Origin of the sequence: Myxococcus sp. RHSTA-1-4, assembly GCF_020037125.1 — a bacterium.
GTDB lineage: Bacteria > Myxococcota > Myxococcia > Myxococcales > Myxococcaceae > Myxococcus.
Map to the genome: position 1 here is coordinate 240,081 of NZ_JAIQDG010000004.1, position 25,525 is coordinate 265,605.

18 protein-coding genes are annotated in these 25,525 nt (G+C 72.9%); 9 read left to right on the top strand and 9 right to left on the bottom strand.

Annotated elements, in window-relative coordinates; translation table 11 throughout:
• Positions 1-5: 5 nt before the first annotated feature.
• From K8638_RS08650 to K8638_RS08665, 4 genes are all read right to left on the bottom strand, one after another.
• A complete protein-coding gene (locus K8638_RS08650) occupies positions 6-1,748 on the bottom strand; it encodes an acyl-CoA dehydrogenase family protein (protein WP_223753958.1) in 1,743 nt (580 codons plus the stop codon).
• Complete coding sequence (locus K8638_RS08655) at positions 1,745-2,494, bottom strand: thioesterase II family protein (protein ID WP_223753959.1); 750 nt, start codon at positions 2,492-2,494, stop codon at positions 1,745-1,747. Before K8638_RS08655 ends, K8638_RS08650 begins: the two co-directional genes overlap by 4 nt.
• Positions 2,491-10,641 carry a non-ribosomal peptide synthetase/type I polyketide synthase gene (locus K8638_RS08660; RefSeq protein ID WP_223753960.1) on the bottom strand — a complete coding sequence of 2,717 codons (8,151 nt, stop codon included), beginning with the start codon at positions 10,639-10,641 and terminating at the stop codon, positions 2,491-2,493. The genes K8638_RS08655 and K8638_RS08660 overlap by 4 nt, the downstream gene beginning before the upstream one ends.
• Positions 10,642-10,778: 137 nt before the next feature.
• A complete protein-coding gene (locus tag K8638_RS08665; RefSeq protein ID WP_223753961.1) occupies positions 10,779-12,389 on the bottom strand; it encodes a patatin-like phospholipase family protein in 1,611 nt (536 codons plus the stop codon).
• Between the two features lie 383 nt (positions 12,390-12,772).
• Between K8638_RS08665 and K8638_RS08670 the strand changes: the two genes are divergently transcribed.
• On the top strand, positions 12,773-15,478 hold the full coding sequence (locus K8638_RS08670) for a CHAT domain-containing protein (protein ID WP_223753962.1): 2,706 nt from the start codon (positions 12,773-12,775) through the stop codon (positions 15,476-15,478).
• A gap of 71 nt (positions 15,479-15,549) precedes the next feature.
• On the top strand, positions 15,550-16,809 hold the full coding sequence (locus K8638_RS08675) for a hypothetical protein (RefSeq protein ID WP_223753963.1): 1,260 nt from the start codon (positions 15,550-15,552) through the stop codon (positions 16,807-16,809).
• Here K8638_RS08675 and K8638_RS08680 read toward each other — a convergent pair.
• Positions 16,757-17,608, bottom strand: a complete 852-nt coding sequence (locus K8638_RS08680; RefSeq protein ID WP_223753964.1) for a cupin-like domain-containing protein — start codon at positions 17,606-17,608, stop codon at positions 16,757-16,759. The two genes, K8638_RS08675 and K8638_RS08680, sit on opposite strands and share 53 nt — an antisense overlap.
• Positions 17,605-18,588, bottom strand: a complete 984-nt coding sequence (locus K8638_RS08685) for a cupin-like domain-containing protein (RefSeq protein WP_223753965.1) — start codon at positions 18,586-18,588, stop codon at positions 17,605-17,607. The genes K8638_RS08680 and K8638_RS08685 overlap by 4 nt, the downstream gene beginning before the upstream one ends.
• Before the next feature lie 129 nt (positions 18,589-18,717).
• Here K8638_RS08685 and K8638_RS08690 point away from each other — a divergent pair, with 129 nt between their 5' ends.
• Positions 18,718-18,882 (top strand): hypothetical protein, encoded by a 165-nt coding sequence (locus tag K8638_RS08690; protein WP_223753966.1) that lies wholly within the window; start codon positions 18,718-18,720, stop codon positions 18,880-18,882.
• 18 nt (positions 18,883-18,900) lie between these two features.
• Here K8638_RS08690 and K8638_RS08695 read toward each other — a convergent pair whose 3' ends face one another.
• Positions 18,901-19,908 (bottom strand): cupin-like domain-containing protein, encoded by a 1,008-nt coding sequence (locus tag K8638_RS08695; RefSeq protein ID WP_223753967.1) that lies wholly within the window; start codon positions 19,906-19,908, stop codon positions 18,901-18,903.
• 148 nt (positions 19,909-20,056) lie between these two features.
• Here K8638_RS08695 and K8638_RS08700 point away from each other — a divergent pair, with 148 nt between their 5' ends.
• From K8638_RS08700 to K8638_RS08725, 6 genes are all read left to right on the top strand, one after another.
• Positions 20,057-20,479, top strand: a complete 423-nt coding sequence (locus K8638_RS08700; RefSeq protein ID WP_223753968.1) for a hypothetical protein — start codon at positions 20,057-20,059, stop codon at positions 20,477-20,479.
• Positions 20,480-20,564: 85 nt separating this feature from the next.
• Positions 20,565-21,410, top strand: coding sequence for a hypothetical protein (locus K8638_RS08705; protein ID WP_223753969.1), 846 nt, complete (start codon positions 20,565-20,567; stop codon positions 21,408-21,410).
• Positions 21,411-21,510: 100 nt separating this feature from the next.
• On the top strand, positions 21,511-21,945 hold the full coding sequence (locus K8638_RS08710) for a GAF domain-containing protein (protein WP_223753970.1): 435 nt from the start codon (positions 21,511-21,513) through the stop codon (positions 21,943-21,945).
• A 13-nt stretch (positions 21,946-21,958) separates the two neighbouring features.
• Positions 21,959-22,615 (top strand): VTT domain-containing protein, encoded by a 657-nt coding sequence (locus K8638_RS08715; protein ID WP_223753971.1) that lies wholly within the window; start codon positions 21,959-21,961, stop codon positions 22,613-22,615.
• Between the two features lie 217 nt (positions 22,616-22,832).
• Positions 22,833-23,642 (top strand): DUF2092 domain-containing protein, encoded by an 810-nt coding sequence (locus K8638_RS08720; protein ID WP_223753972.1) that lies wholly within the window; start codon positions 22,833-22,835, stop codon positions 23,640-23,642.
• Positions 23,639-23,971, top strand: a complete 333-nt coding sequence (locus tag K8638_RS08725) for a DUF6515 family protein (RefSeq protein WP_223753973.1) — start codon at positions 23,639-23,641, stop codon at positions 23,969-23,971. Before K8638_RS08720 ends, K8638_RS08725 begins: the two co-directional genes overlap by 4 nt.
• A 132-nt stretch (positions 23,972-24,103) precedes the next feature.
• Here K8638_RS08725 and K8638_RS08730 read toward each other — a convergent pair whose 3' ends face one another.
• Positions 24,104-24,793, bottom strand: coding sequence for a hypothetical protein (locus K8638_RS08730; RefSeq protein ID WP_223753974.1), 690 nt, complete (start codon positions 24,791-24,793; stop codon positions 24,104-24,106).
• A complete protein-coding gene (gene rdgC / locus K8638_RS08735) occupies positions 24,780-25,430 on the bottom strand; it encodes a recombination-associated protein RdgC (protein ID WP_223753975.1) in 651 nt (216 codons plus the stop codon). Before rdgC ends, K8638_RS08730 begins: the two co-directional genes overlap by 14 nt.
• Between the last annotated feature and the right edge of the window lie 95 nt (positions 25,431-25,525).

Genomic DNA, 25,525 nt, shown 5'->3' on the forward strand with positions numbered 1-25,525 from the left:
CGGCCTCACGGCCGGGTGAGCACATCGCACAGCAGGAAGTCGAGCTCGCCCCCGGACAACCAGCGGGCGCTCACCCCCGCGAAGTCCGGCTCCGCCTCGGCGTCCGCCTGCCGCCAGAGGTCGTCCAGGCGGTAACGCGCGGCGGTGCAGTAGATGTCCGCCAGTTCGCCGGCGTGCGGCTGGCCTCGCGAGGCCAGGGCCGAGGCGTGGGCCAGCGTGACGGACATGGTGAACAGCTCGTTGCTGAGCTGGTTGAGCAGGATGAGCGTCCGCTCGCGCGCGTACAGCACGCCCGCGTCCGGGTAGCGGCGCGACAGCTCCAGGCACCCGCGGGCGAGCCGGTGCACCTCCCGGGCCGTGAGCTGGAGGTGCTCGCGGTTGCGGGCCGACAGGTGCTCCTCCACCGGAAGCGGCGAGGGGGGAGCCTCGAGCTCCGCGGCATGCGAGGGCGACGGGTAGTAGAGGGAGAAGAGCCCCTCCCGCGCGGCCTTGTGGTCCACGAGGAAGTCCACGCCACCCGCCACGCGGAAGGCCCGGGCGTCGCGCAGGGCGCGCTCCAGCGGCACCGGCGCCACGCCCCGGGCCGCCTTGCTCTCCGCCGTCTCGTAACCCTCGGCGGCGAGCAGCGACACGGTCCGGTCCACGATGCGCGCGCACGCCAGGGAGGCGATGTTCTTGGCCGCCACCTGCTCGAACCAGCGCACGGGCAGGTTGTCCGCCGTCACACCCGTGAGGCTCCACCGGGCCACGCTCTCCATGGCGAAGACCTCGGCCGCGGTGGTGGACACCAACCGCTGGATTTCATCGAAGTCGCCGAGCGCGCGCCCCTGGGCCAGACGCCGGTGGAGGAACTCGCGAGACCACTGGAGGCACTTCTTGGAGAGCGCCAGGGACGCCGCCACGATGATGTACATGCGGCCCAGGGCGCTGAGCGGCTCCAGCAGCGGCGTGTTCCGCCAGTGCTCCTGCGTCATCGCCAGCATGCGCTCCCTCGGAACCCGCACGTTGTCGAGGCTCAGCGCGGCGATGGGCAGCCCGCGCAGGCCCATCAGCCCGTGCTCGGCCCGGACGCGGAAGCCGGGGCTCGCCGTCTCCACGAAGAAGAGGCTGATCTGCTCCCTGCCGCCTTCACAGAGCGTGGCGGTGACGTTCAGCAGGTCCGCGATGGACCCGTTCCCGATGTAGACCTTCTCTCCATTCAGGACATAGGCCGCCCCATCTTCCGTGGGCGTGGCGGTGGTGGACGCGCGCCGCACGGAGGCGCCGGTGGGCTCGGTGTCGGCCCAGCCGGAGATGGCCCCCTCGGCCATCCGGCCGCGGACGTAGTCCCGGAGCGGACCGGCCTGGACCGCCTCGATGATGGCGCCCGCGCCCAGGCCGCTGTGGATGGCCAGCGTGTAGCCCACCGGGAGGCACCAGCTCATCACCGCCTCGATGACGCGGAAGGTGTTCAGCATGGAGAGCCCCCGGCCGCCCAGCTCCCGCTCCATCTGCAGCTTGTAGTAGCCCCGCGCGCGCAGGGCCTCGCGCAGCTCCGGGGAAATCCTCCCCGTGCGCTCCACCTCGTCCGGGTCCACATGCTCCTTCAGGAACCGCTCGACCTCGGCGATGACGGCATCTCCCTGCCGCCGCTCCTCCGGGTCCTGCTCGGGGAACGCGCGGACGAGGTCCCAGCGGAGCTTCCCCGCGAAGAGCTGGCCCAGGAAGCCCTCGCGGCTTCGGGTGGCGGGATGCAGAGGCTGGCTCATGGCTTCAGGTCCTTTCTGGAAACGGTGTGGGCCAGGAGGCGCAGGAGCGCGTCCTTCTGCTCCCTCAGGTAGAAGTGGCCGCCGGGCAGCAGGTGAAGCTCGAAGGGGCCGGTGGTGTGGGCGCGCCACGGCTCCAGCTCCTCGCGAGTCAGGTCGTCCCCGGTGCCGCCCGTGACGACCATCGCGCAATCCAGGGGCGCGCCGGCCTCGTGCCGGTAGGACTCCACGAGCGCCAGGTCCGCGCGCAGGCCCGGCAGGATGAGCTCGCGCAGCTCGGCGTCTTCCCGGAGCTCCAGGGCCAGCTCGCCGTAGATGGGCTCGAGCGCGGTGAGCAGCCCGTCCTCGTCCAGGTGGCTCGCGGGGATGCCCCGCGGAGGGAGCTGCGGGGCGGGGGCCGCGGAGAGGAACAGCCAGTCCGGCGGCGCCCGGCCCAGGCCGCGCAGGCGCCGGGCCGTCTCGAAGGCGACGAGCGCCCCCAGGCTGTGCCCGAAGAAGGCGAAGGACGTCCCGAAGTCCACCGCGCCCACCAGGGTGTCCACCAGCTCGCGCAGCCGGGTGAGGGGCGCCTCCTCCGCCCGAGCGCCACGGCCGGGGAGCTGCACGCCCCACACCTCGACTCCGGGGAGAGGGTCCGCCCAGCGCACGTACTCGCCCACGGAGCCGCCGCTGTGGGGGAAGCAGAAGAGGCGCACGGGGGCGTCCGGACGCCGCAGGCGGCATGCAAGCCAGGGAGAAGGCAGGGTCATCGGCAGCTCGAGGAGGGACGTACGGGTGGGGACGCGGGCGCATCCGGCCGTGAGGACGGGCTGGCGGAGGATGACGCCTCCTCGACGAGGCGGGCCAGCCGGGCCACGGTGGGGGCGCGGAAGATGGCCTTCACCCGCAGGGGCGTGGAGACATGCGGGCGCAGCCGCGTGATGAGCTGCGCCGCCATCAGCGAGTCGCCCCCCAGCTCGAAGAAGTTGTCGTGGAGACCGACCCGGGGCAGCCCCAGGACCTCCGCGAAGGCGGCGGCGATGCGGCGCACCGGCAGGTCCTCGTCCCCGGGCAACTCCGTCCCGGCGGCTGGGGACACGGAGGCCGCGTCGCTCCGGAGCGCGCCGGGCAGGCTCCCCTCCCCCGCCGGCCCCGCCACGGGAGCGGGCGTGTCCGGCGCCTCGACGAGGTAGCGCTGGCGCTCGAAGGAGTACGCCGGCAGGGGCACCCGCCGGCACCTCGCGTCCGCGTGCAGCTCCCGCCAGGAGAGCGGCACTCCCGCGGCCCACAGGCGGCCGGCGGCGGTGAGCGCGCTGACCGCGTCGGACGTGTCATCCGCGGGGTGAGGGAGGGTGGCCACCATGAGGTGTGCGCCCGCACCGGGGTGCTGGCGCGCCAGCGTCGCCAGGGTCCGCCCGGGGCCCACCTCCAGGAAGATGCTGGCCGGGCCGGCGAGCAGCGTGCTCAGCGCCTCGCCAAAGCGGACGGTGTGGCGCAGGTGCGCGGCCCAGTACGCCGGGTCCACGGCCTGTTCCGCGGAGACGGCGGCGCCGGTGAGGTCGGAGACCCACGGGAGCTGGGGAGGACGCCGCTCGATGCGCTGGACGCAGGCGGTGAACGCGGCCAGTGACGGCTCGACGAGGTGCGAGTGCCCCGCGCCCGGGATGCGCAGCAGGCGCGACTCCACGCCGCGCGCCGTCAGCCGTGCCTGGAGGGCTTCGATGTCCACCACCGGGCCGGACAGCGTGCACTGCGCGGGCCCATTCACCGCCGCCACGGAGAGCCCGGCCTGGAGCAGCGGCGCCAGCTCGGCCTCGGGCAGCCGCACGGCCAGCATGGCGCCCGCGGGCAGGCTCGCGAGGATGCGCGAGCGCTCCAGGACCAGGTGCAGGGCATCCGCCAGGGAGAACACGCCGGCCACCGTGGCCGCGGCATAGGCCCCCAGGCTGTGCCCCACCACCGCGGCGGGCTTCACGCCCCAGTGCATCCACAACCGCGCCACCGCGTATTCGATGACGAAGACGGAGAGCTGGCCGGTGACGAAGTCCCCCATCCGGACAGAGGCCTGCTCGAGCGCGGCGGCGTCCGAGGGCTCGGGGTGGAGCACCGTCCGGAGGTCGAATCCCAGGAGGGAGGTCAGGTGCGCGCGGCACGCGTCCACGGCCTCGCGGAAGGCCGGCTGCGTGGCGTACAGCTCCCGGCCCATGCCCACGTGCTGGCCACCGTGGCCGGGGAACATGAACACCACCGGGCGTTCCCCAGGCTCCGGCCGCGCGCCGTCCGGGGCGCCCTCCTGTTCCGCCAGCGCACGGAGGACCTCGGCGGTGTCCTGCCCCACGGTGAACCAGCGGTGCGCGAGCGCGGGGCGCCCCACCTGGAGCGTCCAGGCGACGTCGCCGAGGGGAACCTCCGGGTGCTTTCGCAGGTGGCCACCGAGCCGGTCCCTGGCCCGGGACAGCGCGCCGGGGCCATGGGCGGACAGCACCAGCAACCGCGAGGTGCGCGAGCGCTCGGGGGCGGGCGGCGCGGGCGCCTCCTCCAGCACGGCGTGGGCATTGGTGCCGCCAATCCCCAGCGAGCTGACGCCGGCCCGCCTTGGAAGGCCGCCGGTGTCCCAGTCCCGCAGCTCCGTATTCACCCGGAAGGGACTGTGCTCGAAGTCGATCTCCGGGTTGGGCTGCTCGAAGTTCAGGCTGGGGGGCAGCTTCCGGTGCTCCAGCGCGAGGACCACCTTGATGAAGCCAGCCACGCCCGCGGCCGCGTCCGTGTGGCCGATGTTCGTCTTCACCGAGCCAATCCAGCAGAAGTGCCGCCGAGGGGTGCCGAACGCCTTCGTCAGCGCGGCGATCTCGATGGGGTCTCCCAGCCTCGTGCCGGTGCCGTGAGCCTCGAGATAGGTGATGCTCTCGGGCTCCACCCCGGCGGCGCGCCGGGCCGTCTCGATGACGTGGGCCTGTCCTTCCACGCTCGGCGCGGTGAAGCCCATCTTCCCGGCGGCGTCGTTGTTGACGGCGGAGCCCCGGAGGACGGCGCGGATGGTGTCCCCGTCCGCGAGGGCGTCCGCGAGCCGCTTGAGCACCACGAGCCCTGCGCCGTTGCTGCCCACGGTGCCCTGCGCGCGCGCATCGAACGCACGGCAGCGGCCGTCCGGGGACAGCGGCCCTCCCTCGCTGTAGTGGCCGAACCGTGGCGGCACGTGCACCGACGCGCCTCCGGCCAGGGCGATGTCGCAGTCCCCCGCGAGCAGCGCCTGGGCGGCCAGGTGGATGGCCACCAGGGACGTGGAGCAGGCCGTCTGCACGGTGACGGCGGGGCCGCGCAGCCCGAGCTTGTACGCCACCCGGCTGGTGAGGAAGTCCACGCCCGTGGCCAGCCGCAGCTGCCAGTCGCTGGCGCCCGCGAGCAGCTCCCTCCGGGCGCGGAGCGCGGACAGATAGGAGGTCTCGCTCCCCCCGGCGTAGAGCCCGATGGCGCCGCGGTAGCGCGCGGGGTCATACCCGGCGTCCTCCAGGGCCTCCCGCGCGCACTCCAGGAACACCCGGTGCTGCGGGTCCAGCATGAGGGCTTCCAGGGGCGTACAGCCGAAGGCCGCCGCGTCGAACCTGTCGGCGTCCGCCACCAGGCCGAAGGCGGGCACCTCCTCGCCCACGGCGCGCTCCCCGGGCGGCTGCTCGCAGGGGCGCCCGTCCGGGCCGAAGAAGGTGATGGACTCGACGCCGCCGGCCAGGTTGGCCCAGAACTCCTCGGCGTTGGCCGCACCGGGAAACCGGCACGCCAGGCCCACCACCGCGACGTGCGCGGAGCGTGCCCCTTCCTCCAGCTCCAGGGATGCATCCTCCTCGAGGCCGTCCGGCGCCACCCCTCCCCGGCGCTCCCGCAGGCGCACGTGCCCGCTCCGCCGCTGCTCCTGGCGCTGCTCCCGCGCGGCGGCCGCCGCTCCGCCATCGTCCTGGCCCTGGAGATACCCGGCGAGTGCCCGGACGGTGGGGAACTCGAACAGCTTCACCATGGGCACGTCGTGGCCCAGGCGGCTCATCAGGAGATGTTGCACCTGCGCCAGCAGCAGGGAGTGTCCGCCGAGGTCGAAGAAGTTGTCCTCCGCGCCCACCCGCTCCAGGCGCAGCGTCTCGCACCAGAGTCTGGCGAGCTGGCGCTCCAGCTCGCTCGCGAGCGGGGCCTGGGGTGCTTGCGTCACGATGGCGGGCTCGGGCAGCGCCCGTTCATCCACCTTGCCGCCGTGGGTGAGCGGCAGCGCGTCCAGCTCCACGTAGGCGGAGGGAATCATGTAGGCCGGCAGCTCGCGGGCGAGGTGCTCGCGCAGCCGCGCCGGGGATGGCATGGCCAGGCCGGCCCGGGGGACGAGATAGCCGACCAGCCGCGGCTCCCCGCCCGGGGCGCTCCAGGCGCGGACGTGGGCCTCGGCGAGTCCCGGACACGCGCGCAGCAGCGCGGAGACCTCCGCCGGCTCCACCCGGAAGCCGCGAATCTTGACCTGCGCGTCCATGCGGCCCAGGAACTCGAGCGCACCGTCCGGCCGGTAGCGGACGCGGTCTCCCGTGCGGTACAGGCGCGCGCCAGGGCGCGAGGAGAACGGGTCGGGGATGAAGCACCCGGCGGTGAGGTCCGGGCGGTTCAGGTAGCCCCGCGCCACCCCGGCGCCGCCGACGTACAGCTCTCCCGCGACGCCCGGAGGCACCGGCTGCAGCCCGGCATCCAGGACGTACGCCGTGGCTCCGTCGATGGGCCCGCCGATGGTGGGCAGTGCCTCGTCCGGGCCGGCGGGGAGGACCTCGCCGGAGGTGGCCGTCACGGTGGTCTCGGTGGGGCCGTACTGGTTGAACAGCCGCCAGGGCAGCCCGGGCGCCGGACGCGCGTGGAGCCGGTCTCCGCCCGCGAGCACCGTCCGCAGCTCACACGAAGCGGGCCATGGAAGGGCCAGCAGACGCTCGGCGAGCGCCGTGGGCAGGTCCGTGAAGGTGATGCGCTCGGAGAGGAGCCAGGCCTGGAGCCGCTCCGGGGACAGGCGCACGTCCTGTCCGGGGACGTGCAGCGTGGCGCCGGCCGCCAGCGCCGGCCAGATTTCCGCGGCGGACGGGTCGAAGGCGGGAGAGTAGAGAAGCGTGGTGCGGCTGTCCGCATCCAGGCCGAAGGCGCGCCGGTGCCACCCGGCGAGGTGGGCCAGCGAGCGGTGCTCCACCATCACCCCCTTGGGCCGGCCGGTGGAGCCGGAGGTGTACATGACGTACGCCAGCTGGCCGGGCCGCACGCCGATGGGGAGGTGGCCGCGCGGCGGCGTGCCGGGGGCGTGGAAGTCCTCGACGTACACCCGCTCCAGCGTGGCGGGGAGCCGCTCGGAGAGCTTTCCGGTGGTGACCACCTGGCGGGCGCCGGCATCGGCGAGGATGAGCGCGAGCCGCTCGGCGGGGTGCTCCGGGTCCAGGGGCAGGAAGGCGGCTCCGGCCAGCAGCACGCCCAGCTCCGCCGTCACCAGGCCGGCGCCGCGGGGCACGCAGACGCCGACGACCGGCTCCACGTCCGCGCCCTGCTGGCGGAGGTGCCCGGCCAGCAGCGTCGCGCGCCGGACCAACTCCGCGTAGGTGAGGCTCCCCGCCTCGTCGCGCACGGCCACCGCATCGGGCGTCCGCAGGGCCTGCGCCAGGACCTGCTCATGCACCGGGGGCTCGGAAACCGGTGCGGCGGAATGGACGTTCCGTTCCACCAGGAGGGCGTGGCGCTCCGCATCGGCGAGCATCGGCAGGCGCGACACCGGGGTGCCGGGGCTGGCCACCGCGGCCTCGAGCAGCCGCAGGAAGTGGGCGGACATCCGCTCCATCGTCGCGCGGTCGAAGAGGTCCCGGTTGTATTCCCAGATGAGCGAGACGCGGGCATCCCCGCGCTCCGGGTCCCCCAGGTGCCGCCCGGCATGCGGAATGGCGACGACGTCCAGGTCCACCTTCGAGGAGCCGTTGCCACGCTCGAAGATGGTGCAGGCGGCACCGCCGAGCTGCGGGCTTGGCACGGCCGAGTCGTGGAAGCTGAACATGGCCTGCACGAGCGGGTTGCGACTCGGGTCGCGCTTCACGCCCAGGGCCTCGACCAGCTTGAGGAAGGGGTACGTCTGATTCTCCGCCGCAGCGGCGGTGAGGTCTCTCACCTGGCGGACCAGCGCCCGGAACGACGACGCGCCGGAGACGTCACAGCGCAGGACGACGGCATTGACGAACATGCCGATGAGGTTCTCGACGTTGCGGATGCCGGCCCTGGCGGCGAAGGCCGAGCCGATGCACAAATCCCGCTCCCCGGTGTAGCGGTGCAGCAGCACGGCGAAGGCGGCGAAGAGGGCGTTGAAGAGGGTGACACCCTCCTGCTGGCAGAAGGTGCGCAGGGCGCCGGGCAGGGCGGGCGGCAGCTCCAGCCGGAGGAGGTCGCCGTTGAAGCTCTGCACACGCGGCCGTGGGTGGTCGGTGCGCAGCGGCAGCACCTCGGGCGCGCCGGCCAGCCGCTCGCGCCAGAAGGCGAGCTGGGCCTTCATGGCCGGGGAGTCGAGCGTCGCGCGCTGCCAGGCGGCGAAGTCGCGGTACTGCACCGGAGGCTCCGGCAGCGGCGATGCTTCTCCCCGCAGGTAGGCGTTGTAGAGCGCGTCCAGCTCCCGCATCAGCACGGAGAAGGACGCGCCGTCGTGGACGACGTGGTGCTCGACGAGGACGAGCTCGTGCTCGTCCGGAGCCAGGCGGATGGCGCTCCAGCGGGCCAGCGGCGGCTCGAAGAGGGAGATGGGCCGCCGCAGCTCCTGGCGGATGGCCTCCTCCCGCCGGCGTTCCCGCTCGTCCCCGGGCAGCCCGCTCAGGTCGAGCAGGGGAACGCGCACCGGCGTCACCGGCCGGACGACCTGCCACGGCCGGCCATCGACCTCCTCGTAGGCCGTCCGCAGCAGCTCGTGGCGCCGGGAAATCTCCGTCAGGGCGCGCTCGAGCACCGCCAGGTCCAGCCCGCCCAGCACGCGGAGGGTCGTCTGTGCCTGGTAGGAGATGCTGCCGGGGGACAGCTTCTGGAGGAACCAGACCTGCTCCTGCTGCACGGAGAGCGGCGCCCGCTCGCGGCCGGTGGCGGGGACCACGGGCGGTAGCACGTCCCTGGCGGGAGCGGCTCGCCGCGCCTCCAGCACCTCCGCGAGCTGGATGATGCGTGGGTGGGCGAAGAGCTCCCGCAGTGACAGGGGGAGGCTCAGCTCGTCCTCGATCCGCGTGGTCATCCGCGTGGCGAGCAGGGAGTGGCCTCCGAGCTCGAAGAAGTCGTCCTGGATGCCGACCTGCTCCAGGCACAGCACCTCCTGCCACACCCGCGCGAGCCCGCGCTCCAGCTCCGTGCGGGGCGCGACGTACGCACTGCTCCGGGACGCGTGGGCGGCCGGAACGGGGAGCGCCTGGGGGTCCACCTTGCCGATGGGGCCGAGCGGAAGCGCGTCCATCACGACGAATGTCCGCGGAATCATGGCCTCGGGAAGCCAGGCCCGGAGGTGCTCGCGGAGCTGTGCCGTCCCGGGGACGGCGCGCGCGTCCCTCGGCGCGAACCACGCCACGAAGGAGACGTCCCGGCCGGACTCCTCGGCCCCGGTGCTCCACGCCATGACATGCGCGGCTCCCACGTGCGGATGGGTCAGCAGCGCGGCGGTGATCTCCGCGGGCTCGACGCGGATGCCGCGCACCTTCACCTGCCGGTCCGAGCGGCCGTGGAACTCGAGCGAGCCATCCGGCAACCAGCGGCCAAGGTCACCCGTGCGATACAGGCGCGCTCCGCCGGTGCGCGAGAAGGGGTTGGGGATGAAGCGCTCGGCGGTGAGGTCCGGCGAGCCCACGTACCCGCGCGCCACGCCCGGACCTCCGATGAAGAGCTCCCCCGTCTCACCGGCGCCCACCGGCCGCAGCTCCGGGTCGAGGAGGTGGACCTCCGCTCCGTCGATGGGGCGGCCGATGGAGGGCAGGCGCTCCTCGCGCGGCTCCCCGCCGGGAGGGACGACGCCCGAGGTGCAGTAGATGGTGCACTCGGCGGGGCCATAGCCATTCACGAGCTGGAATGGCAGCCCGGGCCCGGGGCGCACATGCAGCCGGTCTCCCCCGGTGAGTAGCAGGCGGAGGGCAGAGTCCTCGGGCCAGGGAAGCGGGAGCACGCGCTCGGCGATCGGGGTGGGCAGGAAGACGAAGGTGATGCCGCGGGCCAGCAGCCACTCGCGCAGCTTCCCGGGCGACAGGCGGGTCTCCTCGTCAGCCGGCAGCTCCAGGCGTGCGCCCGCGGCCAGCGAGGGCAGGATGGACATGACCGACGCGTCGAAGCCCAGCGAGGCAATCACCCCAACGCGATCCGCCGGCGACAGCGCGAACGTGCCGCGGTGGTACGCAGTGAAGGCGGACAGGGCGCGGTGGCTGATCATCACCCCCTTGGGCAGCCCCGTGGAGCCCGAGGTGTGGATGACGTAGGCGAGGTGGTCCGGCAGGACGCGGACGCCCGGATTCACGGCCGGAAACGACGCGAGCTCCAGTCCCGCGGGAGTGAGGACCTGGGTGCCTTCCAACGCGAGCCGCTCCACGGCCGGCCCCGTGCCGATGATGGATTTCACCCCCGCGGAGGACACCATGTATCGCAGGCGCTCGGGCGGAGTGGACGGCTCCAGCGGAAGCCAGGCCGCTCCCGCCTTGAGAACGCCGAGGACGGACACCACGAGCTCCGTGCCTCGCGGGAGGCAGATGCCGATGACGGAGTCCGGCCCGGCCCCCCGCGCGAGCAGCGCATGCGCCAGCCGGTTCGCGCGCTCGTTCAGCGCGGCATGGGTGAGGGACTCGCCCGCGTGGAACACCGCGACATGGGAGGGCAGTTCGGTCGCTCGCCTCTCGACGAGCTGGTGCACGAGGGGGGGCAGCAAGGAGTCCTCCGGCCGGCGCCGCACGGACGCGGAGTACGAAGTGCCCACACCGGCGGCTTGGAGCTATCAACCCGGATGCTTAGCAGCAGCCACCGGGAAGCCCAAGCCCCTACCCCACCCCTGGCGCTGTGCGCCTGCTACGCCGCCACCGGGCGCCGGGCCTCGGACTGACGCCCTTCCTGGTTGAACCCCGCCCACTCCTTCCGGAGCCGCTGGAAGAGGCCATGCAGCGGGAGCCCCTCCGACTCGTACTGGCCCTTGTGGTGCTGGAGGATGTGGCGCAGCAGCACGAAGCAGACGGTGGCCTCTCCGGCGGACTCCAGCGTGGTGAACTGGCTGGCGTCCGTGAACCACAGCGTGGTGGGCATCTGGCTGGCCTGCTGGGCCAGGGCCACCAGATGCGGCCCGGGCTTCATCCACGGGTGCTCGGAGAACAACTGGGGACGGTTCACCGTGAGCGCGTAGATGAGGTTCGACATGCGCCGGTCCTTGAACCTGGGGTCCTGGTACACGCGGCTGTAGATGAGCCCACGCACCCGCTTCATGAACACACTGGACGTCAACGCCAGCAGCGAGGTGCCTCGCAGCACCAGCATCTGCACGAACTCCAGCACCGTGAGCTTCTGGAACGAGGGCCAGGCATTGATGTCCATCTGCTTCCGGAGCAGCGCATTGACGTCGTCCAGGCGGCGGCGGCCCCACACCAGAGCCACCGCCACCGCCGCGGTCAGCACGCCGGGGAACAGGTAGAGGAAGGTATCCGCCGGGCCCCAGGTGCCCTCGCGCACGTCCTCGACCCCACGCCACGCCAGGCAGACCGCGGACACCAGGGCCAGGAAGAACAGCCCCCACCCCATCCACGAGACGCCATTCAGCGTCACCCAGCCGCGCTTCGTCGGGTTCTCGGGGACGTCGTACATCCGGGTCTCCTGCGTGCTGACGTCCGAGATGAGCAGCGTGGGCGTGGGCCGCGAGTTTTCGAACGCCATCAGCAGGCTGTCGACGCCCTGGTTGTCGTAGATACCGCCGTCCATCAACGGCAGCCCCCCGTCGAAGCCCGGCCCCAGCTCCTTGAGCGCGGACTCGAGCGGGAACTCCCGGGACCAGTGGAACTGCTGCGGGAAGACCAGGGGCTCGAAGCCCCCCGGGAAGCACGACGACGCGGCCGCCACGTCCGCCAGGCGGACGTGCTGGGCCACGGAGGCCGGCAGCTTGTAGTTGCTGTTGCCCAGGATGGCGCCCGGGTCGCTGCTGCGCCGGAAGCGGAAGTCCAGGCCGGTGTGGAACTCGGTGGAGTTGAAGATGACCTCCTGGAATCGCAGTCCCCTGGCGCCCAGCACCTCGCCGAAGCGCCGGTCCCCCAGGAAGTCGGGCAGGGCATAGACGTCCGCGGCGGAGCGGATGAGGCTGGCCCAGTTGTGGCTGTCGTGTTCCCGGTCCGAGGTCAGCCCGGCCAGCGCCTCGGCAATCACGTTCGTCCGCTTCAGGTAGGCCGAGTAGCTCTCGTAGAACTCCGGGAACGTCTTGCCGTCGAGCTGGCTCACCACCCAGGCCAGCCCGGTGAGCGTACCGCCCGACACGGTGGACAGCCCCACGACGTCGGGCAGCAGCCCCACACCGTCCAGGAACCGCAGCGTTCCCAGGTGGAACGCCGCCGCGCGGTAGCCACCACCGGACAGTGACAGCGCGAGGGGCCCGAGCGGGCCGTGATGACCGGAAGCGGCGGGAGGCGTGGAGTCATCGCTCATGGGCGTCCTCGACAGGTGGCGGATACCTTGGCGGCTTTGAGCAATGCCCATGCCGCCGGGGAAGGCGCTCCGCTCCAGCCGGGGCCAGCAGGTCCAGGGAGGTGGCGGCCCCTGGCCTGCGTGCGGCTGGAACGGGGTGCGTCCCTCGCGCACGCAAGCGTATCACCCGTGCACGCCCGCCCCGCGGGGCCCTTCCACCCCACCCTGCCAAGGGGGCGGAAGGACAGTCTTCCGCCGGGCGGTTTGTTCCGGAAGGTCGGGTTGGCTCAAGATGGAGCCAGGGAAACCCTCGACGGCGGGACTCCAGAGAGGTCCAGCGAATGGCCGGGGAGCTGGAAACACCACAGCATGCGGGCGCTCCACGACGGCGGAGCCCGGGGCGCATGCGCCCGTGGCACCTCCTTCCGCTGCTCGCCCTCGCCGGGTTCTTCCTCCCCGGCTCCGGCCCTCCGGCGGACCGCGGCGCCCCACGCATCTGGCTCACCACGACGCCCGTGCGTCCCATCGAGGCGCGCCTCAGCGTGCCCGAGGCGGACGTCCACCGGCCCTACGCGCCCGTGCGGGGAGTGGAGCAGGCCATCCCCGTTCCCCTGCGCGAGCTGGCCCGCCTGGAGTCGCTGGGGGACCGCTCCGGCATCGCGGCCTCGTACCTCGTCCATGGAGACCCCCAGCAGGCGCTGGCCCACCTGAACCTCGCGCCCCCATCTCCGAGCCGCGACAGCGACCGCGCCGCCGCCGCCTTCGTCCTCGGGCGCCACGACGACGCGCTATCGCTGCTCGACGGCGCGCTGGACGCCCGGCCCCGCCACCCGCAGGCGCTCTGGAACCGGGCGCTGGTGCTGCGTGAGCTGGGGCTGACGCTGCTCGCCGCGTCGGCCTTCGAGGGCGTGGCGGCGCTGGACGAGCCCGGCTGGAGCACCGAGGCCCTGGAGCAGGCCCGCGCCCTGCGCGCCGCCGAGCGAAGGCGAGCCGACACCTGGTTGAAGACGCGGGACGCCGTCCTCTCGCTCGTCGGAGACCCGGCCGCGCCCATTCCGCTGGAAGATGCCCGGCGCCTGCCCGGCACCGCCCGCGCCCACTTCTACGACGCGGTCCGCACCGCGCCGACGGCCGCGCGCGTCCGCGCCCTCCTCCCGCTGGCGGAGCTGCTGGACCGCGCCTTCGGTAGCCAGGTGCTGGCGGACTACACCCGCCGCGTGGCCGCGCGTGACTTCTCCCGCCGGGGGCCGCTGGCCGTCGAGTACGCGAAGCTCGTCCGGCGCGCCCACCCGGCACCAGCGGCCTTCATCCAGCGGCTGCGCGCGGCGGGCGAGACGGACCTGCTGCTGGGCGCGCTGCTGCTCCGCCTGGATGTGCCACGCGAGCCGGCGGAGGTGGAGGCGCTCACCCGTGGATGGGACGACCCGTGGATGGGCGTGCTGGCGCAGGAGGAGCTGGCGCGCCTGGAGGAGCTCGCCGGAAGGTCCTGGCAGTCCTCGCAGCGCCTGCGGGACACGCTGCGCGCCTGCCGCGAGCAGGAGCTGGGGCTGCGGTGCCTGGACCTGCAACGCCGGATGAGCCACCACGCCACCACGGCCAACCGGCTGGCGGAGGCGGAGGAGCTGGCCCGCGCGAGCTGGCGCGAGGCGCGGCGCCTGGGCGAGTGGGGCCAGGAGGGCTTCGCCATCCGCGCGCTCGGCCAGGCCGCGCGCTACCAGTTCCGCGTGGCGCCCGCGAAGGCCTACCTGGAAGAGTTCCTGGAGCGGAGCCCCGGCGACTGTGACGCGCGCAACTACGTCCACCGCAACCTGGCCGCGCTGGCGATGATGCGGTTGCGGCCCGCGGAGGCCCGGCTGGCGCTGGACCGCGCCCAGGAGTGCACCCCCACCGTGGGGCTGGTGGGCGCGTGGATACTGGCGGACCTCGGCCGGTTGGACCCGCGCCCCTCCGACGAGGAGCTGCTGCGCCGGGAGCTGGCGCAGGTCCACCCCGACCGGGACCCACCGGGCCGGAGGGTGCTGGCCACCCTCATCGCGGGCCGCTTCACGGTGGAGCGCGACCGCGAGGCGGGCAAGGTCCTGCTCCGGCAGGCCATCGCCGAGGCCGAGCCGCTGCTGCGCCACAGCGCGGACGCGCGTGATGCCCGCGCCGTGGCGTACCAGACGCTGGCGGTGAGCGCCGGCGTGGCGGGCGCCTTCGCGGAGGTACCGGCGGTGGTGGCCGAGCAGCTCGGCGTCACCGCGCCCGAGCGGTGCGTCCTGGCCGCCGCCATGGAGGCCGAGCGCATGGTGGTGGTGGTACGCGGGCCGGACGGAGCGGTGCGTGGCCACCACGACGCCTCCCGCCGGGAGCCGCTCGGGGATGACCTGTCCGGACTGGTGCCTCGCGAGCTGGTAGCGCTGCTGCGGCGCTGCGAGCAGGTGGACGTGCTCGCAGCGCCCCCGCTGGACAGCCGCGGCGGGCTGCTGCCGCCGGACATCGCCTGGCGCTACCGGGTAGGGGCGGCGCCCCCGAAGGCACCCTCGCCCGCCCCTCCGCCGTTGCATGTGGTGGTGGCGAACGTGGAGACGCCGGCCTCGCTGCGGCTGGCGCGCCTGTCCTCCTGGGAGTCCGCCCCCGCCCCGGCCGGGCACTCCCTGGAGCTGACGGGAATGCATGCCACGCCCTCGCGCGTGCTGGAGGCCATGACGCGTGCCACCGACATCGAGTTCCACGCGCACGGCGTGGTGGACCGGAGCCTGTCGGACGCCACGGTGATTGCCCTGGCCCCGGAGCATGACGGCCGCTACGGCCTCACCGCGGAGGCCATTCGCCAGACACGGCTGGAGGGCTCACCCATGGTGCTGCTGGGCGCGTGCAGCGCGGCGAGGCTGCCTCCCCTGCTCCACCAGACGTCCTCGCTGCCGCAGGCCTTCGTCGGCGCCGGGGCGCGCGCGGTGTTCGCGGCGACGGTGGACATCCCCGACTCGGCGGGCCGCTTCTTCCAGGCCGTGCGTGAGCGCATCCGCGCCGGCACCATGCCCGCCATCGCCCTTCGCCAGGAGCGCCTGCTCTGGCTGCGCGAGCAGCCCGACGCGCGGTGGGTGAGCCGGGTGTTGCTGTACGAGTAGGCAATCGGTCCGGCCCGAGGTCTCCGCCGAGTCTGACGGCGCCCTGGGCGGGACGCAGAGGGGGAAGTGGAATGCTGAACGCGGAACCGCTGGCTGTGTACAGCCTGCACTTCGACCATGGGGACACCGGCAACGGCGCGATTCCGCTGTGGGACCCCATCACCGACGCGCGGCTGGGGGCACTGCCCGAGTGGATTCGCGAGCACCGCGCCGAGCCCGCCGCCTATGTCCGCGGCTCCCGGCCTTCCGTGCGGGTCGACCTGCTGGCCCACCACTTCGTGCCGGACACGTTCGAGCTGAGCGCCTTCGGCCCCGCGCTCGAGGGCCCGGGCTCGTTGCGGTGGGTGGGCCCCCATCCCGTGAAGCTGGAGCGTACGGCGGGGTGGACTCCCCTCCCCGGGCCCGTGGCCTTCAACCGCCCGCTTCCCAACCGCATCGGCCAGCACTCGCTGGAGCTGCAGTGGTACGCGGAGTGGACGGACGACCGGGGCGCCGCGCACCGGCTCTTCCTCGGCGGCAGCCGGCACGAGCTGCACACCACCGGCGCCCCCATGGAGCACGGCCTGCCCGGAGCGCCGCCGGCCGGGGCCTACCTGCCCATCCTCCGCTGGTCCTCGCGCTGGTGCGCGGGCCTGGAGAACCGGAAGGACATCTGCGACGCCATCCTCCGGGGGCTGCCGGAGACGCGGCTGCGGTATGGACTGCCCGCGTGGACGGTGCGGCACATGCTGCTGGCCGGCGGCGGCATGTGCGGCGGCTGGACGCAGCTCTTCCAGCAGGCCGCCAACTGCCAGGGCGTCACCGTGGAGGGGCGCACGCTGCACCTCGTATCCACGCGGGACTCCGGGACGGGCGAGGTGCGCTGGGAGGGAATGCTGGCCGCGGCCCCGGGCCTCAACCAGTTCGAGCCGAGCCGCCTGACGCGCTTCCTGGGCCGGTTCCACGACTGCGTCCGCTACCCCTTCTCTCCGAACGAGCCCGTGGAGCTGCTCGGCCGGCACGAGGCCCGGTACTGCTTCCTCGCGGGCCCGGATGACGGCCACTCCCTCAACTTCCTGGAGGAAGGTGGCCGGCTCTACCTGTACGACCCGAGCTTCCGCACGGAGGCCGTCGCGCTCGACATGCCGCTGCCCGAGCCGGATGGCCAGCCGATGACACTGGGGCCGGGGGCTGCCTTCCGCCGGAGCTACCTGCACGACGCCATGCCCTGGCTCATGGGCACGCTGCGCGCGAATGGGAGGCTCTGGGAGGTGGACGTGATGCGAGGCGAGTTCGGCATCACCGTGAGGACGGAGCAGGTTCCGGAGCTGGGCATCTCCTGGACACGGTAGGAGGCGTGGGCTCGGGCGGCGCCGGCGCCTCCTCCCAGGTGACGTTCGGCGCGGAGGCCGCGAAGGACGTGAAGCCGAGCGACGCGCTCGCCTCCAGCACCCGGTAGCCGTACCACCAGCCCACGGGCAGCAGCACCATCTCCCCGGGGCCCAGCTCGACCTCGAGGCGCGGCACCGCCTCCGCCTCCGCGGGCTCACCGGCCATGCGGCGCAGCTCGAAGGCAGGGGCGAGCCGCAGAAGCCACCGGCCGCGCACCTGGCAGAGCAGCATGTTCTCCCGGGCCGGCAGGTCCGGTGACTCGTGGCCCGCCGCCTCCAGCATCAGCACCGGGTTCCCGTCCACCACCACGTAGTCCGTGGGCGGGCGGAGCAGGCCTCGCAGCGGGCCCGGCACGTCATGTACGCCCGGGGGCATCGTGGAGAACCGCCCCGGCTCCTCCACCACCGCGCCGCGCAGCACCACCGGCCGGTTCCGGAAGTAGTAGCGGTCGAAGAAGTCCTCCCGGGACAGGGACTCGTGGCGGTCCACCCGCGCATGTCCCTCCGCCTGCCGGTGGAGGTCGCCGTACAGGTCCAGCAGCCCCTCGAGCTTCCGGTGCAACGCCACCGCCTTCCGCGTCCCCAGGAGGCACGGGTCCTCCGCCTCGGCCCGAACGGCGGCGCGAGCCAGCGCCGCGTCCACGCCCGCGCCTTCGAGCACGGCGGCCAGGTCCGACTCCTCCGCGCCCCGCACCAGGTTCTCCACCAGCCAGCGCCGCCACTCGGGCGCGAGTTGCGCGCCACCGCTGTCTTCCGTCATCGCTCCACCTTCTCCGGCCTGGGGCCGACCCAGTAGTCCCGCCAGTGCGTGTTGCGCTCCGCCGCGTCGAAGCAAACGAAGGTCACCGACATGCTCACGTCCAGCGCCCGCACCGCATGCCACCAGCCCACGGGGATGAGCAGCGCGTCCCCCGGCCCCACCTCACACGTGTGCACCGTGGCGCGCGCGAAGTCTGGGAAGCGCGCGAGGTCCGGCGCGAGGATGTCCACCGCGCTGTACAGGCCCCGGTCGTTGTAAAGCCAGGGCGTCTCCCACGAGGGCACCAGCCAGATGCGCTTGCGCCCCAGCACCTGGCAGAAGAGGACGTTGAGGTGGTCGTGGTGGAGGTTGGACAGCGTGCCGGCCGGACCGAACCACAGGTGCACGCTGTCCGGAGTCGTGATGTCCGGGTGGATGTAGCCCGCCGGAGCCCGGAGGTCCGCGAGCAGCGGCCGGAAGGCCTCGCGAAGCAGCAGGCTGTTGCGCGCCACGAGGTACACGTCATTCGTCTCGCGGGCCTCGCGCATGCGGGCCACCAACTCGCGCAGGGGCAGCGTCCGCCGCAGGCGCTCCGCGTTGAAGTCCGGGTCCGCGTCCGACTCGCGGCCCGCCATCACCTCCACCGGCTCGTCACCGAAGCGCTCCGCCAGCCACTCCGGCGTCCAGCGCGACAGGGCCGGCCAGTCCTCCAGCAGCCCCTCGACGATGACGGGACGGTTGCGCAGGTAGTAGCGCTCGAAGAACTCCTCCGGCGGCAGGTGCTTCCGCCGCTCCACGCGAGGGCCCTCGCCTCCGGCGTGCTCCTGCCGGTAGAGCGCGGCCCGGGCTTCCAGCAGCGCCTCCAGCGCCCGGTGACGAGGGACGCGCGCGCTCGCATGGCGGACCGCGGGGTGGGACGCGACGGACTCGACCTCCGCGGCGGCTTCCTCGGGCGTCAGGCCCGTCTTCCACAGCACGTCGACGAGACGGCGCGCGAGCACTCCACGCGTCAGGTTTTCCGCGATCCATGCACGCCGATGGTGCGAGAGGTTCTCGTCAGGTCGCATCAAACACGCGGTGCGTTATATCACTGCCGCAGGCCCCGCAGTCTGACTGGAGCCCCAAGCCTCATGACGAGCCCAACGGATCCGCTTCCGAAGATCGTTCCGAACCCGCCTCCCAATCCGCCGACCCGCCGGGAGCGGATTGTCCCGAACCCGGCCACCCACCCGCACCCGGACACGGAGCGGACCCGGCCGACGCCGCCGCCCACCACGCCGCCGCTGAAGAAGTAGGCGCCGGGCCCCGGCACCTCACCGCAGTCTCCACCAGGTGTTGCCTCCGGGGACGTCGAACTCCTGGAAGGTGACGGACACGCTGACGTCGAGCGCGAACACCTGGTGCCACCAGCCCGCGGGGATGAGCAACATCTCCCCGGGCCCCACCACCGTCTCCAGCACGTCCGCCTCCCGGTACGCGGGGAAGCGCTCCAGGTCCGGGCGGTCCGCGTCCACCTGGCTCCACACGTCGCGGTGGCTGTAGACCTGATGCGTCTGGAACGAGGGGATGAGCCGGAAGCGCTTGCGCCCGGAAATCTGCCCGAAGAAGACGTTGCCCAGGTCGTGATGCAGCGCCGTGCGCGTGCCCGCGGGCCCCACCCAGAGCTTCACGGCCCCGACGAGGTCCGTCTCGCGCAGCACGCCCTGGGGGTAGCGCAGGTCCTCCATCAGCCCGCGAAGCTCCGGCCGCTCCAGGGCGAAGTTGCGTGCCGTGAGGTACAAGTCATTGGACGGGCCGCCCTCCAGCAGGCGGCGGATGAACTCGCCGAAGCGCATCACCGTGCGGCAGGCATCCGGCTCCAGGTCATGGTCCGCGCGCGACTCGCGGCCGGCCATCACCTCCACCTCGACGTCGCCGTAGCGCTCCGCCAGGGCCCGGGGCTGCCAGCGCTCCAGGACGGGCCAGCCGTCCATGAAGTCCTCCAGGATGACGGGCCGGTGCGCGAGGTAGTAGCGCTCCATCAGCTCGCGCGTGGACACGCCTCGGCGGCGCTCCAGGCGCTGGTGCCAGCCGGACTGCCGGTGGATCGCCACCCGGCTGTCCAGCAGCGAGCGCACGCCGCCATGCAGCCGCGCGCGATGCCGCCCGGCCTCCACCGCCGGGTGCTGGCGGGCGGACTCCAGCTCGGCCCGCGCGAGGTCCGGAGCCACTCCCTCCTGGAGCAGCATGCGCTCCAGGCGCTCCGGCGCCACGCCCAGCACCAGGTTCTCCGCCAGCCACGCCCGCCACTCCGGCGCCAGGTGGGATGTCACGTCCGTCATGCCCCCTCCCCTTCGAGTCCCGGGAGACTGTAGCCGACAGGAGGCGGCCGGGCGGGCCCAGCGCTTCCCGCCCCACCCCGGACCGGGCCTCCTCCGTCGCGCCGGTTCGTCCGCGCGCGGACACCTAGATTCCCGGGAGGAGGTCTGCATGAAGCGAGGCAGCGGCACGTCCCGGCTCTTCCGCCAGGCGGCAGGCGGTTCGGCAGTGCTCGCTGCCCTCTCCGGGCTCGGGGCTCCAGGAGGCGCCGGGGGCGCGGAGCGGGCGCCGCAGCTCACCTGCTACCAGATGGCGCGCGACTCGGGGCTGACGGACGAACACATGGCCACCCAGCTCTGCCGGGGAGCCCGGTCGACGGCTCCCGCGCAGTGCTACATGCGCGTGCTGGACGAGGGCTCGCTGACGCAGTCGCAGGCCCTCCAGCTCTGCCAGTTCGCCACCGTCGAGAACGACCCCGCCACGTGCTTCCTCCAGGCTCGGCGGGACACCTTCATCGAGTCCTGGCGTGGGGTGCAGCTCTGCCAGCCGCCCCTGCGGGAGCTGTTGAACTACTGCCCCGTCTTCGTCCACTGACGATGCCGAGTGCCTTGCTTCACGCGCCCGGGCGGCGCCCATGGGCCGGTTGGGCAGGCGCCTCGCGCCGGGCTAGGGTTGCGGAATGAAGGAACTGCCCACGGCCCGGGACCTCGAGCTGAGCGCGGCCGAAGCCCCACCGACGCCGCGACAGTTGCTCGCGCCCGGAAGCGAGGCGCTCGCCATGCTGGTGCGCCGCGGCTTCCAGCCTTCCGTCGCTCCGCTGGACCTGCCCTTCCGGGCGGACCTGGAGGAGGAGCGCGTCGAGCGGCTGGTGGAGCGGCTGGGCCACTACGCCTTCCGCCTCTTCCTGCGCGGCGCGATTCTCCGGCGCGGCAGCTTCCTGCCCGCGGAGGCCACGAAGTACCTGGAGGAGTCCCAGGCCGCCACGTTCGCCGAGGACCTGGTGGCGCTGGGGCTCGCCGGGCGCGAGGAGGATGGGCGCTACCGCCTGCGCTACCCCGCCGCCAGCTTCGGCGGCACGCTGGAGTGGTACGTGGCGCGCGAGCTGCGCGGGCGGTACGGCTTCGACGTGGCCGCGGGCGTGAAGTTCCACGCACCCGAGGTGGGCGGAGACCTGGACGTGGTGGCCGCGGCGGAGGGCCGCCTGCTCTACCTGGAGATGAAGTCCTCTCCGCCCAAGCACCTCGCCCATGACGAGGTGGGCGCCTTCTTCCGCCGGGTGCGCGCGCTGCGCCCGCACGTGGCCATCTTCGTCATGGACACCGCGCTGCGCCTCTCCGACAAGGTGCTGCCGCTGCTCCAGGCCGAGCTGAGCACCCAGCCCCCTCCCGCGCCCCGGCGCGTGCTCCGCGAGGTCTGGGCCCTCACCCCGCACCTCTACGTGGTCAACGCGCGGCAGGACCTGCTGGGCAACATCGGCCTCGCCATCGCGGAGGGCTTCCGCGCCCTCGCGCCGCCGCCGCCGTGAGCCCGGATGCCCTCCAGTCCACCCCCAACGTCCACTGCCGTATAGTCCGGCGCCGCCGCGTTGACGCCCCGAAAGACGGGGACGCACAGTGGACTGTGCCATGAGCGCGAACGCGAATATCCCCTCGTATCAGTCGTGGCTGGAGTCCTTCGCCGCCGAGCACGGCGGCGCCGCCGGCACCGTCCACCTCCAGCGTGGAACGGACCTGGAGCTGGTGGCGGCCCTCAACATCCCACCGCCGGTGTTGAACGCGGTCCGGCTCGTGCCCCACGGCAAGGGCATGGCGGGGCTGGCGCAGGTGCGCAAGGTGCCGGTGCAGACGTGCAACCTGCAGGAAGACGACACCGGCCGCATCAAGCCGGGGGCCAGGGCGGTGAACGCGCGCGCCGGCGTGGCGCTGCCCGTGCTGGACGCCGCGGGGCAGGTGCGCGCGGTGGTGGGCATCGCGTTCATGGCGGAAGGCGAGCTCCCCGCCGAGCGAGAGCAGGCATTGATGGCCGCGGCGGCCCGGCTGCCGCTCTCCGATGCTGCTTGAGCCCACCCGTGGCATGACACGCGCGCGCGCGGTGGCCGGCTGGGCCGCCTTCTGCGGGCTGCTGCTGGCCGGCGTGCTGGTGCCCTTTGCGCTCTTTGGCGCGGAGCTGGACGCACTCGCCCAGGGGTTCCTGTCGGCCCATCCACCCGCGTGGCAGGTGGCGCTGGTATTGGGCGGGCTGCTCGCGGGAGACGTCCTGCTGCCCGTACCCTCCAGCCTCGTGGGCACCGCGGCCGGAGGACTGCTCGGCTTCTGGGGCGGCCTGGCCACGGCATGGCTGGGGATGATGGTGGGCTGCGCGGTGGGCTACGTCCTGGGCGCCCGCGCGGGCTCGGCGGCGCTGCGGCGCATGGCGGGCGACGCGGAGCTGGAGCGGCTGGCGCGCGCCTCCGAGCGGCTGGGGCCCTGGTTCCTGCTGGTGTTCCGCGCGGTGCCGGTGCTGGCGGAAGCGTCGGTGGTCTTCGCGGGCACCAGCCAGATGTCCCGGCGGGCTTTCTTCACGGTCTGCGCCCTGTCCAACCTGGGCGTGTCCGCCACGTACGCGGCGCTGGGCGCCACGGCGGCGGAGGTGGAGTCCTTCCTCGTCTTCTTCGCGGGCATGGTGCTGCTGCCAGGCCTGGCGCTCGCGTGGGTGCGCCGCCGGAGCGGTGCGCCCGCCGCGTCCCGCTGAATCCCTCCACCGGCGCGCATCACCGCACCCACCTCGTGGAGCGCCACGCGAGGGCACCCAGGCGAAGAGGGGTTCGGCACGATGCCCGACCCGGACCCTGGTCGCATCCTCCTGGAGGCCATCACACGCTCAGGGGGCCGCCCGCGTGAATGCTGCGCGCGGCGCGGCACGGCACCACCTTCGAGCCACAGGTGATTCGAGAAGGCAGGAGACGGCCATGAGATATAGAGCCTCCATCCTTGGCGCGGCGATACGCGCCCTGGCGGTCTTCGGACTCGTCCTCGGCGCCGGCGCCTCGGCCGCACAGGCCCAGGAGAAGCGCGAAGCCAGGAAGGTGGACCCGGAGGCCGACCGCATCCTGCGCTCGATGTCCAGCTACCTCTCTGGCCTGAAGTCCTTCACCGCGGACTACGACGTGGACAACGAGGTCATCAGCGAGGATGGCCAGAAGCTCCAGTTCAGCAGCTCGGGCAGCATCGCGGTGCAAAGGCCCGCCAGGCTCCATGCGACACGCCGCGGAGGCTTCGCCGACGCCGAGCTCTTCTTCGACGGGCGGACCATTACGCTCCTCGGCAAGAACCAGAACGCCTACTTCCAGCTGAACGGACCCGCCACCCTCGACGAGATGATCGAGACGATCCGAAGCCAGGTCGGCCTGGACCTCGCGGGCGCCGACCTGCTGTACGCCTCACCCTACGAAGGACTGATGACCCACGTGGAGAGCGGCACCTATCTGGGCCCCGCCGTGGTGGACGGCATCGCGTGCGACCATCTCGCGTTCCGCACGGACAAGGTGGACTGGCAGCTCTGGGTACAACGCGGTGACAAGCCCCTCCCCCTCAAGTACGTCATCACCACCAAGTGGACCACCGGCGCCCCCCAGTACACCGTCCGCCTCCACGACTGGGAGCTCCAGCCGCGGCTGGACGCCAGGCGCTTCGAGTTCAGGCCCCCCGCGGGCTTCAAGCGGGTGGAGACGCTCACTCCCAACGAGGTGGGTGAGCTGCACGTAGGAGAGCAGCCATGAAGACGCGTGCATATCGCTGGAAGGCAGCGCTCCAGGGCGCGGCGCTCGCGGCCGTGCTGATGGGTGACCTCGGACTGGACGGAGCCGCCCTGCACGGCGCCCTCATCTCCCAGGCCGAGGCCGTCGTCGGCCGTCCCGCCACGCCGGTGAGCGTCGCGGGCACCGCGCGCCGGACCAGCCGGCGCACCGTCCGCCGCACCTCGGCCTACGTGGCGACGCTGCCGCATGGCTGCGCCACGGTCACCATCAACGGGATGGGGCTCTACCAATGCGGCGCCACCTACTACCAGGCGTCCGGCTCGCAGTACGTCGTCGTGGAAGTCGACTGATTCAGGACGGGCGGTGCCCCGGTGCGATGAAACACACCCGGGCGATGGACGGCTCCGCGGGCACGGAGTTCTCCCAGGGAGGGGGGGCGCCGCCGGAGCCGCGCACCCGCCGTGTCCCGCCGAGCCGCCGCATCAGTTCCGGGCGGCGCGGGCTTCCTTGCCCCGGGCCCGGGCGGCCTTGGAGAGCGCGTCCGCGCCCTTCTCGTCGCCGCGCATCCACTCCTTCATCGCGGGCACCACCTGCTTGCTCCAGCTCCGGCCGGCGCGCACCGCGAGGAAGTCGCTCACCAGCGCGTCCACCATGGCGGAGAGCTGCTCGGTGAGAAAGAGGCGCTCGGTGATCTGGTCGTCCTCCTCCTCGCTCATCAGCGCCGGCAGCTTCGCGGCGCGGACGTCGAGGAACTCGGAGTCCAGCGTGACTTCGTACTCCTTCTCGCCGTTGGTGAGCCGCAGCCGCGCCTGGGCCACCAGCAGCCCCCGGTCCAGCGAGTGCTTCACCTGCTCCGAGTACGGCGCCAGCGTGCCCTTGGCGCTCATCTCCGTCACGTCGCCCGCCACGCCGCGCAGCACCACCCGGCCCATGAAGAGCACGGTGACGCCCTCGCCCTCGTGCTCGATGAGCACGTCGCCCGACTCCGAGCGCCACAGCAGCCAGGTGAGGAACTCGCGTCCCAGGTAGGCCCGGCCGCGAAGGAGCGCCTCGCGGGCCTTGCCCTTTTCGACTTCGGCCTCGTCCTGCTTCTCCTCGGTGGCGGCGCCGTCCACACCGACGTCGCCCCGCATGAAGGCCGCCTCGGCCCGGGCCTGCTCACGCTTCGACATGAGGCACCTCCTCCACCGCCGTCGCCGGCAGGTCCATGCCAATCAGCTCCGCGGTGGGCCCGAGCGACTTCTCGTCGATGCCCGTCGTCCGCGCCACGTCCGCCGGCGTCAGGCCGGTGAACTTCACGCTCAGCGCGTTCTCCAGCGCCACGCAGATTTCATCCACCACCTTGCGCGACGCGGCCCAGATCTGCACCTGCTGCGTCTTCAGGTTCCAGCTCACGTCCAGCACGTTGGTGCGGGGCGTGGCGCGGTTGCGCAGCATCTGCCGGACCTCGGCCTTGAACTGGTTCTTCTCGCCGCGGCTGGGAGGACGGTCGTTCTCCTTCTCGAAGGCGGCGGCCCACTTCGTCATCTCCGCCTTCATGGCCGCGGCCGGCACCTTGATGGTGTCGATGCGGAAGGCGAACAGCGCGTACTCGCCATAGAAGAGGCGGCTGGTGGGGAACTCGCTCGAGTCCGCGTTCTCCAGCTCCACGAAGCCGGCGGCGCGCTCCTCCTCGGAGCGGCGGTCGATGGGCTCGAACGCGTGCGCCTTGAGGCCGCGCGTGAGCCAGCGCTTGATGTCGGACGGCGCTTCTTTCGCCGGTTCGACCCGGAAGCGCGAAAAGGTGACAGCACCACGAAGGACAGGCATGGGGCGCGGCAGGATGGGGGGCCTGCGCCGCGCCGTCAAGGCACTCCATGTCGCTGGACGCGGCCCGCGCGCCTCTCTCGAATTTCGAGGTACGG